Origin of the sequence: Streptomyces genisteinicus (assembly GCF_014489615.1) — a bacterium.
Taxonomy (GTDB): domain Bacteria; phylum Actinomycetota; class Actinomycetes; order Streptomycetales; family Streptomycetaceae; genus Streptomyces; species Streptomyces genisteinicus.
This window is the reverse complement of the sequence record NZ_CP060825.1, coordinates 5,967,768-5,984,473: the sequence shown is the minus strand read 5'-3', so window position 1 is coordinate 5,984,473 and position 16,706 is coordinate 5,967,768. Positions and strand designations below refer to the sequence as shown.

The 16,706-nt window shown below is 72.3% G+C and carries 15 protein-coding genes; 3 read left to right on the top strand and 12 right to left on the bottom strand.

Features of this window, described 5'->3' with window-relative positions; translation table 11 throughout:
- Window positions 1-118: 118 nt before the first annotated feature.
- On the top strand, window positions 119-1,537 hold the full coding sequence (locus IAG43_RS25760) for an MFS transporter (protein WP_246574563.1): 1,419 nt from the start codon (window positions 119-121) through the stop codon (window positions 1,535-1,537).
- A 116-nt stretch (window positions 1,538-1,653) separates the two neighbouring features.
- On the opposite strand, the gene IAG43_RS25755 is transcribed toward IAG43_RS25760, so the two are convergent.
- The gene (locus tag IAG43_RS25755) at window positions 1,654-2,343 is read right to left on the bottom strand and encodes an HAD family hydrolase (RefSeq protein ID WP_187743051.1); all 690 of its coding nucleotides are present in this window, start codon (window positions 2,341-2,343) and stop codon (window positions 1,654-1,656) included.
- Entirely contained in the window at window positions 2,340-3,542 is a 1,203-nt protein-coding gene (locus IAG43_RS25750; RefSeq protein WP_187743050.1) for an acyl-CoA dehydrogenase family protein, read from the bottom strand. Before IAG43_RS25750 ends, IAG43_RS25755 begins: the two co-directional genes overlap by 4 nt.
- A 93-nt stretch (window positions 3,543-3,635) precedes the next feature.
- Here IAG43_RS25750 and IAG43_RS25745 point away from each other — a divergent pair, with 93 nt between their 5' ends.
- A complete protein-coding gene (locus IAG43_RS25745; protein ID WP_187743049.1) occupies window positions 3,636-4,247 on the top strand; it encodes a TetR/AcrR family transcriptional regulator in 612 nt (203 codons plus the stop codon).
- Between the two features lie 28 nt (window positions 4,248-4,275).
- Here IAG43_RS25745 and IAG43_RS25740 read toward each other — a convergent pair whose 3' ends face one another.
- Window positions 4,276-5,298, bottom strand: a complete 1,023-nt coding sequence (locus tag IAG43_RS25740) for a ScbA/BarX family gamma-butyrolactone biosynthesis protein (RefSeq protein ID WP_187743048.1) — start codon at window positions 5,296-5,298, stop codon at window positions 4,276-4,278.
- Window positions 5,299-5,497: 199 nt separating this feature from the next.
- On the opposite strand from IAG43_RS25740, the gene IAG43_RS25735 reads away from it, so the two are divergent.
- The gene (locus IAG43_RS25735) at window positions 5,498-6,145 is read left to right on the top strand and encodes a ScbR family autoregulator-binding transcription factor (protein WP_246574562.1); all 648 of its coding nucleotides are present in this window, start codon (window positions 5,498-5,500) and stop codon (window positions 6,143-6,145) included.
- Between the two features lie 54 nt (window positions 6,146-6,199).
- Here the strand turns inward: IAG43_RS25735 and IAG43_RS25730 are convergent, their stop codons facing one another.
- The 9 genes from IAG43_RS25730 to IAG43_RS25690 all read right to left on the bottom strand — a co-directional run bounded on the left by IAG43_RS25730 (window position 6,200) and on the right by IAG43_RS25690 (window position 16,680).
- Window positions 6,200-7,030 (bottom strand): alpha/beta fold hydrolase, encoded by an 831-nt coding sequence (locus IAG43_RS25730; RefSeq protein ID WP_187743046.1) that lies wholly within the window; start codon window positions 7,028-7,030, stop codon window positions 6,200-6,202.
- Between the two features lie 58 nt (window positions 7,031-7,088).
- Entirely contained in the window at window positions 7,089-8,555 is a 1,467-nt protein-coding gene (locus IAG43_RS25725; protein WP_187743045.1) for an MFS transporter, read from the bottom strand.
- Window positions 8,556-8,602: 47 nt separating this feature from the next.
- Window positions 8,603-9,808, bottom strand: coding sequence for a cytochrome P450 (locus IAG43_RS25720; RefSeq protein WP_187743044.1), 1,206 nt, complete (start codon window positions 9,806-9,808; stop codon window positions 8,603-8,605).
- Window positions 9,809-9,918: 110 nt separating this feature from the next.
- A complete protein-coding gene (locus IAG43_RS25715) occupies window positions 9,919-11,481 on the bottom strand; it encodes an MmgE/PrpD family protein (RefSeq protein ID WP_187743043.1) in 1,563 nt (520 codons plus the stop codon).
- Window positions 11,482-11,576: 95 nt separating this feature from the next.
- Window positions 11,577-11,945, bottom strand: coding sequence for a nuclear transport factor 2 family protein (locus tag IAG43_RS25710; RefSeq protein ID WP_187743042.1), 369 nt, complete (start codon window positions 11,943-11,945; stop codon window positions 11,577-11,579).
- Window positions 11,946-12,030: 85 nt separating this feature from the next.
- The gene (locus IAG43_RS25705; RefSeq protein ID WP_187743041.1) at window positions 12,031-12,990 is read right to left on the bottom strand and encodes a diacylglycerol/lipid kinase family protein; all 960 of its coding nucleotides are present in this window, start codon (window positions 12,988-12,990) and stop codon (window positions 12,031-12,033) included.
- A gap of 169 nt (window positions 12,991-13,159) precedes the next feature.
- The gene (locus IAG43_RS25700; RefSeq protein ID WP_187744642.1) at window positions 13,160-13,927 is read right to left on the bottom strand and encodes a thioesterase II family protein; all 768 of its coding nucleotides are present in this window, start codon (window positions 13,925-13,927) and stop codon (window positions 13,160-13,162) included.
- A gap of 20 nt (window positions 13,928-13,947) precedes the next feature.
- On the bottom strand, window positions 13,948-15,048 hold the full coding sequence (locus IAG43_RS25695) for an LLM class flavin-dependent oxidoreductase (protein WP_187743040.1): 1,101 nt from the start codon (window positions 15,046-15,048) through the stop codon (window positions 13,948-13,950).
- A gap of 39 nt (window positions 15,049-15,087) precedes the next feature.
- The gene (locus IAG43_RS25690; RefSeq protein ID WP_187744641.1) at window positions 15,088-16,680 is read right to left on the bottom strand and encodes a fatty acid--CoA ligase; all 1,593 of its coding nucleotides are present in this window, start codon (window positions 16,678-16,680) and stop codon (window positions 15,088-15,090) included.
- Between the last annotated feature and the right edge of the window lie 26 nt (window positions 16,681-16,706).

The following is a 16,706-nucleotide window of genomic DNA, read 5'->3' as shown; positions in this document are numbered from 1 at the left end:
TATCTAGTTAGTTACTTTTGCCGAACGGAGTGTCACGGCCATGTCGTTACCCACCAGTGAACTCACCGGCATCCCGCCCGGGTCAGGACCCTCGCATCCCTCGCGGCGGTGGTGGGCGATGGCGGTGATCGCACTGGCCCAGCTGATGGTCATGCTGGATGCCACCATCGTGAACATCGCGCTGCCGTCCGCCCAGGCCGATCTGGGCTTCTCCGGCAACGACAGGCAGTGGATGGTCACCGCCTACGCGCTCACCTTCGGCAGCCTGCTGCTGATCGGCGGGCGTATCGCCGACCTCTTCGGCCGCAAGCAGACCTTCCTTGCCGGTGTCATCGGATTCGCCGCCGCCTCGGTGCTCGGCGGAGCCGCCGGCACCTTCGAACTCCTGGTGCTGGCCCGGGCACTCCAGGGCGTCTCGGGCGCCCTCTTGGCGCCGGCGGCCCTCGCCCTGTTGACGACCCTCTTCACCGACGTCAAGGAACGGGGCCGGGCCTTCGCGATCTTCGGCGCCATCGCCGGTGCCGGTGGCGCGCTCGGCAATCTGCTCGGCGGCGTGCTGACCGAGTACCTCGACTGGCGCTGGACCCTCTACGTCAACCTGGCCTTCGCGGCAGTGGCGTTCCTGGGCGGTCTGCTCCTGATCGAGCGTCAGCCCAGGGCGACCCGGCGCGCCGGGCTCGACGTCCCCGGAGCGGTGCTGGTCACCCTGGGGCTCTTCGGCCTGGTGTACGGGTTCTCCAACACCGAGTCGCACGGGTGGAGTTCTCCCGCGAGCTGGGGTCTCCTGCTGGGCGGCGCCACCCTGCTCGCGCTGTTCACCTACCGGCAGGCGACGACGGATCAGCCGCTGCTGCCCCTGCGCATCCTCCTCGACAGGGACCGGGGCGCCTCTCAGATCGCCATCCTGGTCGCCACCGGAGGCATGTACGCGGTCGCGCTGTTCCTCGCCTACTACATGCAGCAGACGCTCCAGTACACCCCGGTCGAGGCGGGGCTCGCCTTCCTCCCCGTCCCGGTCGCCCTGGTCGTCTCCTCCGGCCTGGCCGTGGGGATCCTGATGCCCCGACTGGGACCGAAGACCGTGATCCCCGTCGGGATGGCGCTGCTGGGTGCGGGCATGATCTGGTTCACCCGGCTGGAACTGGACAGCACCTACGCCGGAGGCATCCTGCCGCCGCTCATCGTCCTGGGACTCGGCATCGGCATGATCTACGCGCCGGCGATCGACCTGGCCACCTACCGGGTGCACCAGGACGACTCCGGCGTGGCCTCCGCGGCGGTCAACACGACGCAGCAGATCGGTGGTTCGCTGGGGATCGCCGTCCTCAACACGCTCGCGGCGAGCGCGGCCGGCGCCTATGTCAGCAGTCGGCAGCCGACTCCCGCAGTGATCGCCGAGGCGGCGCTGCACAGCTACTCCACCGCGTACTGGTGGGCGGCCGGCCTCGCGGCCGTCGGCCTCGTGGTGACGTTCCTGCTGTACCGCCCCGGCGTTCGGGACAAGGATCCCGACGCGGTGAAGGCGGCGACGCAGTGACGCAGGTGACCGTGTGCGCGCGATTCCGACGGGGCGACGAGCAGAGCCCCCTCCGGACCCCGCCGCCCGCCCCCGCCCCTCTCGGGCGGGGGCGGGCGGCGCCGCATGGCGGTGGGTCAGACCATCGCCGCCGGGTGGAGGGGGGTGTGGGAGCCGTCCGGGATCACCAGCGTGGGGTGTCCGACCATGTCCAGCATGGGCCGGTCGGAGGCGTGGTCGCCGTAGGCGTGGCAGTCCTCGGGGGCGATGTGGGGGTGGAGGTCCAGCAGTTCGCCGACGAGGACGCACTTGCCCTCACCGATGGCGGGGCGGCCGAGCAGCCCCCCGGTCAGGACGCGGCCGCACCGTTCCAGCCGGGCCCCGAGCACGTACTGCGCGCCCACCACGCGGGCGACGTGCGGCATCAGCGGGGGGAACGACCCGGACACCAGCGCCACGGCCGCACCCGCCGCGCGGTGCCGGCGCAGGGCCTCGACCGTATCGGCGATGTAGAAGTCCTCGGCCGCGCTGCGCTGTTCGTACCACCGGGCGGCCTGTTCCTCGACCTCCTCGACCGGGCTGCCCCTCCAGGCCCGGTGGTACTCCCGGTTGGCGTCCTCCCGGGACATGCCGCTCGCCATCCGCGCGTAGAGGCCCGCGAGGAACTCGTCGGTGGCTCTCTCGCCCTCGGGTCCGTTCCGTAACCCGGCCCAGTGGCGGAGGAACTCCACCCCGCTCCGGCATCGGATGAGGGTGTCGTCGATGTCGCAGAACACCAGGTAGGCGGGGGCGGTGCCGTCCTGCGGGAACAGCGGTTCGATGGTCATGATGCGGATACCTCCGGCAGTGTGGTGAGCGGTACGGCGGTCATGGATTCGTGGTCGCCGAGCGTGGAGAAGACGTACGAGGAGTAGGCCATCGCCGCCGCCTCCCTGCGGAGCATCTGGTGGGCGGCGACCGTGTGGACGTCCCGCCAGCTGCGTTCGATGGGGCCCGGCCGGCCGCCGGCGCTCATGCCGGCGGTCCGGAAGAGCCGTTCGACGCCCTGCACGAGCAGATCGACGGCGGCGGCGGATCTCCGGCGGTTCCTGAGGACGTCGCCCTCGGCCCGGGCGCCCGCGTCGGCGGTTCTGGCGGCGGCGAGGAGGAGGAGTTCCGCGGCCTCGATGTCGTCGGCCGCGCGGGCCAGGGTGTGGTGCAGGCGGCTGCCTTCGAGGTGCGGGAGTTCCCTGGCCTGGGCCCCGGCGGCCCAGGCCGACCAGGCGGACAGCGCGCCGCGGGCCGCGCCGAGCGCCGGGGCGCAGAAGAGGAGGCCGCCCGCGAGGTGGCCGGGGACGGTGTGGCACCGGGAGCGACCCGGGCCGGGTGTCCCCGCCAGCAGGTCGGACAGGGCGAAGCCGCGGTGGTCGGGCACGAAGGCGTTCTCCAGCACCGCGGTGTGGCTGCCGGTCCCGCGCATCCCGCTGCTGTTCCAGGAGTCGCGCACGTGGAAGTCGCCCTTCGGCACCGCGTACATGCGCGGCCCCGCGCCGGGTTCGGGCGCGCAGACCAGGATCCAGTCCGCGAAGTCCACCCCGCTCACGCACTCCCACTCGCCGCTCAGCAGCCGGCCGGACGGCAGCCGGCGCGCCAGGCCGGACGGTCTGACCGCGGCGCAGATCCGGGCGTCCGGGCCGGCGGCCCACAGTTCCCGCTGGCCCTCGGGCGGCAGGTAGGCAGCGAACCGGCCGTGGGCGGCCCACAGGACCCCGACCCAGGCCGCCGAGGCGCAGCCCTCGCCCACTGCGGCGGCCGCGGTGACCAGGCTCTCGAACGTGCCCTCCGCACCGCCGCGGGAGCGGGGCACGAAATGGCGCGCGAAGCCGGCGCGGGTGAGGAGGGCGACGGTCTCGTCCGCGATCCTGCGGGCGTCGTCGGCGGTCGCGGCGTGGACGGCCGCGCTCTCGGCGGCGGCGACGAGGAACGCCGTCGGCAGGGTCGAGAACGCGTCGGCGCATTCTTCAGCCGGATTGTGACGGTGCATCATCTGGCGGGCACCTCATTCGATGAATAGAATTCGTTCACGAACGTATCTTTTGCACCTCGGCTCAGGGACGAGCCGGCACAGAAGGGGAGGGTCATGCCGAAACAGGCACGTGCCCTGCGGACGTACGACCGCGTACTCGACGCGGCCGCCTACGAGTTCGCGCGGTACGGCTACGCGAACGCAAACCTGCAGAACATGGCGGACCGGGTCCGATTGACGAAGGGCGCGCTGTACGGTCACTTCTCGACCAAGGAGGACCTGGCCGTGGCGCTGGACAACCACTTGTCCGGCGCACTGGAGGGGCTGCTCGCCGAGGCCAGGGTCCTTCCCCATACGCCGCCGATCCGCCTGCGGTCGCTCGTCCTCGGGCTCGGCCGGCTCTTCGGCAGGGACGAACGGGCCCTGGCCGCGCTGCGCCTGTCCGCCGAGACCGCCCGCTCCAGCGCCAGGCCGATTCCCCTGCTGGCGGAAGCGCACGGTCTCGTCGTGCATCTGGTGGGAGAGACTCAGAAAGCGGGCCACTGGAGCGACTCGGTCCCCACGGCTCCCCTGGCCGACCTCATCATGGCCGCGCTCCTGGGCATGTTCCTGACGGAGACCGGCCCCGACTTCGACCACGGGCGGGCGGGCGCCGAGGCCGCCGATGCCGTCCACGCGATGTGGGAGGCACTGTCGCAGGCGCTGGACGCCACCTCCGCGCACTGAGGCGGGTCCTGGCCGGGCCTGCGGCGGATCACCAGGAAGCGAGCCCCAGCCGGGGGGCACGGCTGCCCACGCACGTCCAGGTCATGCCGGCGCGGGCCAGCAGCTTCTCCCCCTGACGGGCCGCGACGAGCAGTGTGCAGCCGTCGGGCGAGAGTTCGTCGAGTTCCAGGACGATCTCCTCCCCCAGTTCGCCGAAGGCGGCGCAGTCCAGGGAGAGGGCGGCCAGGGCGAAGGCCCGGCCGGCGTCCGCGTTGCGGGGCGCCTCGTGAACGGTGAGATGGCCGAACTGCCGGAAGCCCTCCAGCATGACCATCAGCGGTACGTGATCGGTGGGGTGGTCGAAGAGGACCGCGTGGTCGCGGTCGACCCGAAGGCCCCACCGCCGGCCGAAGCGGTCCCTTTGCAGTACACAGTCCTTCCAGCGCAGCCGGCCCACCCGGCCCGGCCCCACGGTCCTGGCGTCCGGCACGGAACGGGGCGAAACCGCCCCTTCGGCTGTGGCCGGACGCCCCCGTAAGAGCCCGTAGCGTCTGTCGTCCACCATGAGCCCCCTGGTGTGACCGCGCCCGCAGGGCCGGCCGTCGACCGTGAACGTCACGTCCAGACGCGCCCCGGCCCGCCGCCCCCGCCGGTCGTGCTCCTCGGTCCACGTCCCGTGCAGGACGACAGCCGCCGGTACGGCCCCGACGCGGAGCGCGGCCGGGTCGGTGATCTCGAAGCTCACGTCCTGGCCGATGAAGCGGGAGCCGAGAGGCACCCCGAAGTAGGTGTGGGCCCCGAAGAAGTAGGCCTGGCGAAGCGTTTCCGCGCATAACAGCGGGTCGTTCAGCCCGTTTTCGTCCGGGTGGTACAGGGCGTGGTCCCGCGGCCACTGGGCCGCGACCGAGAACGTGTTCGCACCGGTGCGGACACCGTCGGTGACGAAGACCTCGGCGACGGCGGTGCGGTGCACCAGTTCGCGTGTGACGGGCTGGAGAAAGCTGAGCACTTCGTTACCCGCGCCCGGGGAGGGCGCCTGCGTGGTCCTAGGATCATCGAGTACGACGGACATCTGAATACCTCGCCTCTCAGCTGGGTGACCCTGCGAGCGAACAGACGTGCCAAGCTCTTTGCGGAATCATTAATATACCTGCGCGAAGGTATATTGCAAGGCTCACCGCAGTGCGCTTCCATGGGGCAACTGCTCGCGTCGACAAGGGGGTTGGGGCGGGTCAGAGGCCGGTTAACCAACGCCGCACGATATGGACGCCATGAGCAACGAGCGCAATGATCGGAGGGCCCGCCAGCGTGCGGCCACCACCTTCGGCGACACTTCGCAGCCCAAGCAGGAACGCGCGGTCCGCACACGCGCGACGATCCTCGACGCCGCCGCCGCGGCGTTCGCCACCGACGGCTTTCCCCAGGTCACCATCAAGGACATCGCCGACGGCGCGCAGATGACGAAGGGAGCCGTCTACTTCCACTTCCCCAACAAGGAGGCGCTCGCCGTCGCGGTGCTGGAGGAGTTCTACCGGCGCATGGAGCAGACCGTCGACGGCGCTCTGGAACACGGCGACCCGAGCTCGCTGGCGACCTTCGTGGACCTCCTGCGGCGCATCGCCCGGGTCTTCCGCGAGGACGTCTACATCCACGCCGGGGCCCGGCTGCAGATCGAGCGGCCCTACATCAAGGCCGAGCTGCCCGCCCCGTACGTGGGCACGCTGGACGCGATGACCGAGATCCTGGACAAGTGCCGCACGGCCGGGCAGCTGCCCGAGGACGCCGACCCCGGGGCCCTGGCCCGGACGGTGGGCGCCGCGATGTTCGGCGCCCAGCACATGTCCTGGGTGACCAACAACCGCGAGGACCTCGTGGAACGGGTCGAGGAGATCATCGATGCCTTCATCCCGCTGCACTGAACGCACGGCTGCCCGGACCCCAGGGGGTCCGGGCAGCCGTGGCGTGCTGCGGCGTCACTCCTTGACGAAGGCCAGCAGGTCCTCGTTGAGCCGCTCGGCATGGGTGGCGAACAGCCCGTGCGGAGCGCCCTCGTACGGGACGAACCGGCTGCCGCCGATGAGCTCCGCCGTCCGCGGCCCGCACAGGGGGTACGGCGCCGCGAGGTCCTCGGTGCCGTGGATGACGAGCGTGGGCACGGTGACCTCGGCGGTCTCCGCGCGCTGGTCGGTGGTGAACAGGGTGCGGTAGATCTCCGTCCCCGCCCGGGGCGAGGCCTCCAGTCCCGTGCTCACCAGCCATCGCGCGAGTTCGGGCGAGACCGGCAGGCTGTCCGGGTCGGCGTTCGGACCGCCGAAGAACGGCACGGTGGCGTCGCTCAGCCACTGCGCCCGGTCCTTGCGGATGGCGTCGGCCATCTCGTCGAAGAGGGCGATGTCGAGCCCGTCCGGGTTGTCCTCCGACCGCAGCAGGAACGGGGTCGTGGAGGCGACCAGGGCCAGCTTCGCCACCCTGCCGGTGCCGTGCCGGGTGAGGTAGCGCACGGCCTCGCCGCCCCCGACCGCGTACCCCACCAGCACCGCGTCCCGCAGGTCGAGATGGTCGACGACGTCGGCGAGGTCGTCCGCGAGGGTGTCGTAGTCGTAGCCGTCCCAGGGGGCGTCCGAACGCCCGCAGCCGCGCCGGTCGTAGGTGATGCAGCGCAGCCCCCGCTCGGCGAGGAACGACGCCTGGAACTCCCACATGCGGGAGTCCATCATGGCGGTGCCGAGCAGGACGACGGGGCGTCCGGAACCCCAGTCCTTGTAGTGGAGACGGATGTCGTCCCTGGTCGTGACGTACGGCACGAGCGTGTCCTTCCTGCGGAGTGCCGCCGGCGGGTCTCCTGCGGCGGGTGGAAGCGCATCAGCTTCGGGCTGCGCGGCCGGGTGCGATCAGCACCAGGAGCGCGGCGGCGAGGCCGAGCGCGACGAGCGGTACGAGCGTGAGCGCGAACGCGTCCGGGTAGGCACTCGCCGAACCGCCCGCCTCGGCGAGCGCGGGGAAGAAGACCGATCCGGCGACCGCCACCCCGAGGGCGGCTCCGCCCTCCTGGGCGGTGTTCATCAGCCCCGAAGCGGAGCCGGCGTGCTCGGGCACGGCCGCCCCCAGCACGAGGTTGGTCAGCGGGCCGGTGGTCAGGCCCATGCCCAGTCCGGCGACGAGCAGCATCGGCAGCAGCCAGAGCACGCTGCCGTCCGGGCCGAGCCCGTCGGCCGTGAAGGCGATGGCGGTGTAGCCGGCCGCGAGGGTCAGCGGGCCGAACGCCACGGTCCGGGCCGACAGCTTGCCGGCGAACCGCGCCGACACCAGCGAGGCGCCGAAGTAGCCGGCGCCCACCGCGAGGAAGACGAGGCCGGACTCCAGGGGCGACAGGCCCATGCCCTGCTGGAGGTAGAGGGCGAGGATGAAGAAGAACGACCCCATGGCCAGGAAGTAGACGACCGTGGCGGCCAGGCCCACCGTGAAGAGGCGGACCCGGAAGAGCGCCGGTTCGATCAGCGGTCCCGCGTCGTCCGCGGCCCGCCGGCGCAGGTGCAGCACGGTCACCGCGACCAGGACGGCGGACCCGGCCAGGCAGCCCCAGACCCACACCGGCCAGTCCCGCTCCTGACCCTCCAGGAGCGCGAACACGATGAGCGCCAGGGATCCGGTGACCAGCAGGGCGCCCAGCAGGTCGAGGCGGGTCCCGCCGGCGCCGCGCGACTCGGGGATCACGCGCTTGACGAAGGCGAGCGAGACCAGGCACAGCGGGACGTTGATGAGGAAGATGGTCCGCCAGCTCAGGCCCGCCACGTCGACGCTGATCAGGGCGCCGCCGATGAACTGGCCGAAGACGCCCGCCAGTCCGACGATCAGACCGTAGGTGTTGAAGGCACGGCCGCGGGCCGCACCGGTGTAGACGGTGCCGATGATGCCGAGGACCTGCGGGACCATCAGCGCGGCGCTCGCGCCCTGGGCGATGCGGGCGACCACCAGGACGTCGATCGTCGGCGCGAAGGCGCAGACCGCCGAGGTGACCATGAAGAGCGCCATGCCGAGCGAGAACATCTTCCGGCGGCCGAAGAGGTCACCGAGACGGCCGCCGGTGATCAGGCCCGCCGTGAAGGCGACGCCGTAGCCGACGACGATCAGCTGGGCCTGGGCGGCTCCGGCCTGGAGGTCCGACCGGATGGCGGGAACCGCGACATTGGCGATGAAGAAGTCGAGAACGGTGATGAAGGTGCCCACCAGCACCACCACGAGGGCGCCGGCGGAAGGGGTCGCCCCCGGTTCCGGGGCGGACCCTCCCCCCTCCTCGACGACGAGGTCCGGGCTTGCTTCAGAGGTCATTCCGACTGCTCTCCTGTGTTGTCGTCCGTGATTCGTGTGCTGCTCGGTCACCAGGTCACGGGGAGATGCGTCACCCCGTGGAAGACGGTGCCCCGGCGGAAGACCGTGCTCGGCTCGGCCGCCAGCCGGAGGTCCGGGAAGCGCCGCAGCAGGGTGCGCAGGGAGAGTTCCATCTCCATCCGCGCCAGCGGAGCGCCCTGGCAGTAGTGCGGGCCGTAGCCCCACTGGAGGTGGGCGCCGGTGTCCCGGTCCAGATCGATGGTGCGGGGGCAGGCGAACACCGACTCGTCGTGGTTGCCCGCGGGGACGGAGATGACCACCGCGTCGCCCTTGGAGATCGGGACGCCGCCGAGATCCATGTCCTCCAGCGCCTGGCGGACCATCGCGTCCTGCGAGATCGACCAGTAGCGCATCGACTCCTCGACGTACGTCGGGACGAGGGCGCCGTCGTCGGCGGCCACCTTGGCGAACAGGCTGTCGTCCTGCAGGAGTCCCAGGATGTTGAGGGCGATCTGGTTCGTGGTCGTCTCGTGTCCCGCCACGAGTACCAGCCGGGCGATGCCGACCAGTTCGTCCATGGTGATCGCGCCGCTCACCTGGTGCACGGCCAGGCGGCTGATCAGGTCGTCCTCGGGCCGGCGCGTCTTGCGGCGGGCCAGCTCTGCGAGGTAGTCGGACATCTCGACGAACGCGGCGTACGCCGTGGCCGGGTCCTCCTGGGAGATGGTCACCCGGGTCTTCTCGATGAAGAACGGGGAGTCCTCGTCCGGGACGCCCAGCAGCCGGGCTATGACCAGTGTCGGCAGGGTCCGCGAGAACGCCGCGTGCAGGTCCGCCGGCTTGTCGAGCTCCGCGAACCCGTCGAGGAGGTCGTCGACGAGCCGCTGCACCGGCTCCTTGAGCCCGCGGACCCGGCGCATGGTGAACTCGGTCTGGATCAGACCGCGCAGCCGGGCGTGCTCGGGGTCGTCGAGGCGCAGGAACGAGCTCGGGTTGCTGCCCGGGGGCAGCTGGATGCGCACCGGGGCACCGGGGAGCCGCTCGTCGGCGCTGAGCCGGGGGTCGGCCAGGGCCTGGCGCACGTCGGCGTATCGGGTCACCAGCCATGCCAGCCGCGACTCGGTCGCGCCCGCCGGAATGCGGACCGCGCAGGGCGGCTCCTTGCGCAGCTCGTCCAGGACCGGCGACGGCTCACCGTTCTCGGTCCGGGCGAACGGCCAGTCCAGCACGCGGGTCTGAGCATCGAGCGACATGGAAGTACCCCTCTGGGTGTCGGATGTGCTTCTTCACGTTCATGACGTGCCGTGCCGGGGGCGGGATCACCGCCTCCGTCGAGCGCGTGCTCGTGTCCGTTCGGTTCGAGTCAGTCCAGGAAGGCGGCCTCGATCCAGCGCCGCACGCCGGCCTTGCGCATGCGGTGCAGACGGCTCACCGTGTCGGCCACCCGGCGCGGCCCTCCCACGGAGAGGAACTTCTCCTGGACCATCTCGGAGTGCCGGGAGCGGGTGTCGGGGCCCGCGGCGCCGAGCGGGATGAGGCGGGAGCGGGAGACGGTCCGGCCGTCCGCCAGCCGTACGACGACGCGGGCGCCGGTGGCCTTGGTGGACCGGGAGAAGTCCCGGCCGTCGGCCTCCAGGCTGCCCACGAGGTCGACGAGCTCCTGACCGCCGAATCCGCGCAGCCACGGGACGGCCAGCGGTCCCGCCTCGCGCACCGCCTCGCCGAACGGCGCGTCGGAGAGGAAGAGTTCGCGGGTCATCGACGTGTCGTGCTCCAGCCGCACCCGGCGCGCCAGCTCCCAGCGCACGGGGTCGTCCAGGTGCGGTGCGGAGAAGTCGTCCACGGAGAACTCGCCCGTCAGCAGGGTGGTCGCGACCGGGTAGGGGACGTCCAGGACAAGGGCGCCCAGCGGGGAGCGGGGGCCGTCGACGTACCGGGCCGCCCGCTCACCCGCGAACAGCGTGTACAGGGAGGCCTCCACCACGATCTCCCGCACGTCCTCCGGGCGCAGCGGACCGAGGGCGCGGTGGATCTCGGCGGCGCAGTCCACGGCCGCGTCGATCCCGGGTCCGCCGGGGTGCATCTTGAACGAGAGGGTCTCGGTGTGCCAGCGGCTGCCGAGGCCCTTCGCCACCGCCTGGGGCAGCGGTACCGTCGCGAACCGGTCGAGGAAGCCGTCCTGGTGTTCGATGATGTCGGGGGCGCCGCGCAGTCCGGCGGCGGCCGCGTCGCACGCGTCCATCGCGGTGCGGACCGGTGTGAACGTGTTGAAGAGGCGGGCGTCGCTGGCCAGGAAGGCGCGCATCAGCGGCCAGTTGGGCATGGCGAAGGCGAGTCCGAAGGCGTTCTCCCACTGTTCCGCCGGGGCCCTGTCGCAGTACAGGCGGCCGGCCACCGCACCGGCCAGGTGCGTGTGCACGGCGCTCTGTCCGCGCAGGGGGCCGAGGGTGGCCGCGGCGGTGATGCGGGCCGCGCACTCGTTGGCGGCGACGACCGCGGTCAGCAGCGACAGCCCGTCGAGCTGGCGGGCGTACGCGAAGGCCAGTGGCACGGCGACGGTGGAGTTGGACAGGTGGCCGGCGTAGGCGGTGTCGTCCAGGTTCAGCCAGGAGCCGAGGGCGGCGAAGACGCTCGCCGCGGTGCGCGGGTCGCGCTGCATGGGGTGGCCGAAGGCGGCCACCAGGCGCCGGCCCAGAGGATGGTGGAGGCCCGCCCGGATCGAGGCGATCTGGGAGAGCACCTGGCTGGCGGCGAGTTTGAGGACACGGCAGGGGATCTGTTCGGGACGCAGGTTCGCGGCCCAGTGGGACAGTTCGCGCAGTGGTGTGTCCGCGGGCGGGCCGAAGCGGCCGGCGGACCCCACCGGGTTCCCCCACTGATCGCACAGGGCCCTGGCCACGCTTTCGCTGAGTACAGCAGCCGTCATGGCGCGACATACCTTCTCTACGGGTGGACTCGGGGCACGCGTGGCGGGCGGGGGCGGCCGGAGCACCGGCGCCCCCGCCCTTCCCGCGTGCGGGATCAGGCGCCGGGGACCTTGTCGAGGAACCCGTAGACGCCGCTGATGCGGCCGTCGTCACCGGTGACGACGACGTCGAAGCCGATCGCGACGGGCTCGGCGCCCGCCTCGGTCACCAGGCCCCACTGGAAGCGGGCGATGTTGTGGTGGGTGTCCACCGCTCCGTGCAGTTCGAAGGAGAGTCCCTTGAACTGCTCCTGGGCGCCGGCGACCACGGCCGCGAAGCCGTCGTGTCCCTCGACGGCGGCGAGCGGGTCGATGTACGGGGCGTCCGGCGCGAAGAGCTCGGCGATGCCCGCCGCACGCTTCTCCGCGTCCGTCTCGTTCCACAGCGCCAGGTACTGGGTGACGGTCTGGGTGAGGTCGCTCATGGCGGTCTCCTAATTTCCGTGATGGTGGTGACTGCCGGGCCGTCGGATGTGCCGGCCCGGCGGGAGGAAAGCGGGGGGAGGCCGGTCAGGGCCTGCCGGAGGGGGGAGCCCAGACGGCGAGGGCGCCGGGCATGACCTCGAAGGTCGCCGACGGGCCGATGCCGTGCTGGTATTCGCCGTCGTGCTCCAGCGGCAGCCGCCGGCCGTCGGTGCGTTCCACGGTGATGGTGCGGCCGCGGGCGTAGACGGTGTCCGGCAGCCCCATGTGGGACGCCGTCCTGGTGAGTTCGGGGACGTCGGCGGCGGGCACACCGCCCCCGATGACGCAGACGTCGAGCAGTCCGTCGTCGAGGAGCGAGTCGGGCAGGACGAGGTAGCGCCCGCCCCGGTAGCGGCCGCCGCCGACGTTGGCGAGGACGGTCGGTCCCTCGTGCACGACACGGCCGTCGACGGTCACCCGGCCCGGGTACGGTTCGTACCCGGCCGCGGTGTCGGCGAAGGCCCTGGTGTACAGATCCCTGCCCGTCAGGGGGATGTCCCGTGCCCTGATCAGGGCGTCGGCGATCACACCGGAGCAGGCGCCCAGGTAGACGCACTGCCCGGTCTCGGCCAGGCGGGCCAGGTCGAGACGCCGCGGCCGCACGCCGCCCGGGTCGCCCGCGCCGGCGAGGACCGCCTTGAGGGACTCGGTCCAGGGGCGCTCGCCCCACAGCATCTTGTACCCGGAGTTCCCGGTCCCGCCGGGCACCACCGCGAGGGCGGCGCGGCCGGGCGCGGAGGCCAGTGCCTGCACGACCTCGCGGACGGTGCCGTCCCCTCCGATGACGACCACCAGGTCGGGCGCGGTGTCGGGCGCCTCCAGGGCGCGGCGCACGGCGACGGTGGCGTCGCCGGGTGCCGTGGTCAGGTGGATGCCGACGTGCCGCAGTGTGTCGGCGCACAACCCGGCGACGTCACGGACCAGTTCGGGACTGTGACTGCCGGAGGCGGGGTTGGCCAGGACCAGGGCCCGGGTCGGGCCCTGGTCGGTGGCGTTGTCTGCCATCGGGCTTGCTCCTCGGGATCGTGGCACCGGTGGGGGGGCGGAGCCGGGCCCGGACGGTTGCCGGGCGCGGCTTCCACCACAGTGCCGGAAGGTGCTGACACGTCTCTGACGTGCTGCTGACGATCGGATCCGGCCACCGGGGGCGCCCCCCGGGGGCCGGCGGGGACGGTCAGCGGGCGGTCGTGGCGACGACCCGTTGCAGCCGCTGGGCGAAGTGCATCGTGACGGCCTGCGCGTGGGCGTCGATGTAGAAGTGGCCGCCCGGGTACTCGCTGTGGCCGAGGTAGGCCGGGCTGCGCTCCGCCCACTCCTTCATGGCCTCCGGGTCCTCCTGGAGCGGGTCGGAGCGGCCGCCGTAGGAGGCCAGCGAGCAGCGGACGCCCGCCGCGTCGTCCACGTACTGCGCGGCGACCCTGAGGTCGGCCCGGAGCGCGGGGACCACGAGGGCGAGCATGGCCGGGTTGTCGTAGACCTCGGCGGGGAAGGACCCCAGGCGCTTGATCCACTCGACCAGCTCGGGCTCCGGCATCCGGCTCTGCTCCTCGGTGGGCGCGTACCAGCCCACCGGCGACCAGCCGGACATGCCGATCATGACGGGCGACGGTCCGCCCTCCTGCTCCATCCGGGTGGTCAGCCGGAAGGCGAGCTGGGCGCCGAGGCAGTGCCCGAAGAAGGCGAACGGCCGGTCGTCGAGCTCGTCGAGCACGGCCTCGTGGAGGGCGTCGACCAGCGGGTCCCAGTCCTCGTACATGATCTCGGTCCGGCGGTTGTGGCGGCCGGGCAGGGTCACCGCCTGGGCGGCGATGTCGGCGGGGAGCAGCTTCTCCCAGTCGCGGTAGATGATGGCGCCGCTGCCCGCGTGGGGCAGCAGGAAGAGCCGTACGGAGGCGTCGGGCGACGGCTCGACGGGGTGGAACCACTGGCCTGTCCGGGACATGTCCATGCCTATGGCGCTGGTCACGGTGTGGTCTCTCCTTGGGTGAGGGTCCGGTCGATCTCGCGGACTGCGGGGAGCAGCACCTCGGCGATCTCCTTGAGCTGCGCGTCCGGTTCGAGCGAGCCGACGCGCAGGACGAGGTGGCGGGCACCGGCGCGGACGTAGCCGCCGAGCCATTCGGCACACTGCTCCGCGCTGCCCCAGCCGTAGGCCTGGATGGCCGACATCTGCTCGAGGGAGCGCCCGTAGTAGTGGCTGATGTAGTGCTCCAGTTCGGCCTTGGCGGCGCCGGCGTCGCTGTCGACGGTGATCGTCGCGTACAGCGCGGGGGTCACGGCGCCGGGTCCGCGGCCCGCTTCGGCGGCCAGTTCGGCGATCCGCCGGGCGGCCCGGCCGTAGGCGTCGGCGTCCGGCAGGAAGGGCAGCCAGCCGTCGTAGCGGGTGGCCGCGCGGGCGAGCACCTTCGGGGTGTCGCTGCCGGCCAGCCACAGCGGCGGGCCGCCGGGGGTGGCGGGGCTCGGCAGCCGGTCCAGCCGGTCGGCCTGCCAGTACTTGCCCTGGAATTCGGTGGGGCGGCCCGGTTCGCCCGCGGACCAGGCGGTGCGCCAGAGGTCGGCGATCTCGTCGAGGCGGCCGACCCGGCCGGTGAAGGAGGCTCCGACGGAGGCGAACTCCTCCTCCGTCTCGGGCATCGGGAATCCGGAGCCGAGCCCGAGGACCAGGCGCTCCCGTGCGACATGGCCGAGGCTGGCCACCATGTTGGCGCCGATCAGCGGGTGCCGCAGGGCGGGGGTGAGGGCGGCGGTGCCGACGGTGATCCGTTCGGTGGCGGCCGCGGCGGCGGAGAGCACGACGAGGGGGTCGAGCCGGGGGCGGGCCGTCAGGGAGTCGCCGGCCCACAGGGAGTCGAAGCCGAGGCTCTCCGCCCGGCGGGCGAAGTCCAGGAGGGGGGCCGCCGCGTAGCTGCCGTTGATGGCCTGCTCCCTGGTGGGGAGCAGGATTCCGATGCGCAGGGGTCCGCCCGGGGACTGCGGGCGGTGGTGGGCGAGCGTCGCGTCGGTCGCTCGTCCCGCGGGTGTCCGCGCCCCTTGCGGGGCGGGGCCGGGCCGTTCGGCGTCCATGGGTGCCGCTTCCTCTCTTCGTTCTGCCGTCATTTCGGTTCAGACCAGCGGGTCGCGTGCCGGGGCCGCGAGCCGTTCCCGCACGGCGCGGCGCAGGATCTTGCCCGACGGGTTGCGGGGCAGGGCGTCGACGATGTGGTAACCGCCGGGGATCTTGTAGTCGGCGAGGGTGCCCCGCAGGAACAGCAGGAGCTCACGGGGGGTGGCGGCGGCCCCGGGGCGCAGGACCACGGCGGCGTGCACCGCCTCGCCCCAGCGGTCGTCGGGGAGCCCGACGACGGCGGAGTCCTGGACGGCGGGGTGCGCCGCGAGCGCCTTCTCGACCTCGGCCGGGTAGATGTTCTGCCCGGCGACGATGATGGTGTCGTTCATGCGGTCGCAGAGGTAGAGGTAGCCGTCCTCGTCGAGGTAGCCGGCGTCGCCCATGTGCAGCCACTCCCCCACCAGCGTCCGGCCGGTGGCCTCCGGGAGGTTCCAGTAGCCGAGCATCCGGGAGGGGGCGCGGACGCAGATCTGGCCGATGGACCCGGCCGGCAGCACCGTGCCGTCCGGGGCGATCACCTTCACCTCGTTGCCGGGGCAGGGCCGGCCGACGGACTCCAGGACCGGGCTGCCCGGGTAGTGGTCCTCGGGAGGCAGGCACACCGCGACGCTGCCGGTCTCGGTGCTGGCGTAGATCTGGGCGAACTCGCAGTCGAAGGTCTCCAGACACTGCTTCAGCAGCGTCTCCGACATCGGGGCGGCGCCGTAGCAGACCTTGCGCAGGGAGACGAACGCGTCCGGGCCCGCCGTCCGCTCGCCGGCCATCATCTGGAGCATGGCGGGCGCGGCGAAGGTGGTGGTGACCCGGTGCGCGCGGATCAGGCGGACGGCCTCCTGCGGGTCGAACTGGGGCATGATCACGCTGGTGCCGCCAGCGTTGAACGTGTGCATGAACCAGCCGATGCCCGCGATGCCGAAGCCCGGCAGGGAGATCAGGGCGACGTCCTCGGGGAGCCAGTCGATCCAGGCGGCGCCGTGCTCGCGCATCGCGCGGGGCAGGGTGAAGAAGCTGCGGTGGGCGAGCACGGCCCCCTTGGGCAGCCCGGTGGTGCCGCTGGTGTAGATCTGCACGACCGCGTCGTCGGGCCCGGCGCCGGTCTCCAGCTCGGTGTCCGGCAGGCACGCGTACCAGGCGGGCAGCCCGGCGCCGCGGGCCGGCTCCCCCTCGGCGTCGGTGCCGTCGACCCGGATCACCGTGTGGAACTCGGGCAGATGGGGGCGGACCTTGGCGGCGGTGTCCCAGAACTCGTCGTCGACGAAGAGCAGGACGGCGCCCGAGTCGCGCAGGATGTGGTCGACCTCGTCCGGGGTGAGCCGCCAGTTGACCGGGACGAGGACCGCGCCGACCTTGGCGCAGGCGAGGATGACCAGGTAGTAGTTCTCCGACTCGCGCCCGAGGTAGGCGACCCGGTCGCCGCGCCGCACGCCGCTGGCGTGCAGGGCGTGGGCCGCGCGGTTGCTCTCGCGGTGCAGCTTGCCGTAGGTGGTGGTCCGGCCCTCGCAGACGATCGCCGCGTGGTGCGGCCGGCTGCCGGCGTGGGCGCGGGAGGTGTGGGTGAGCGTCCAACTGGCGTTGTCCGCGACGGTCATGGCGGTCATGGAGTCCTCCCCTTTCG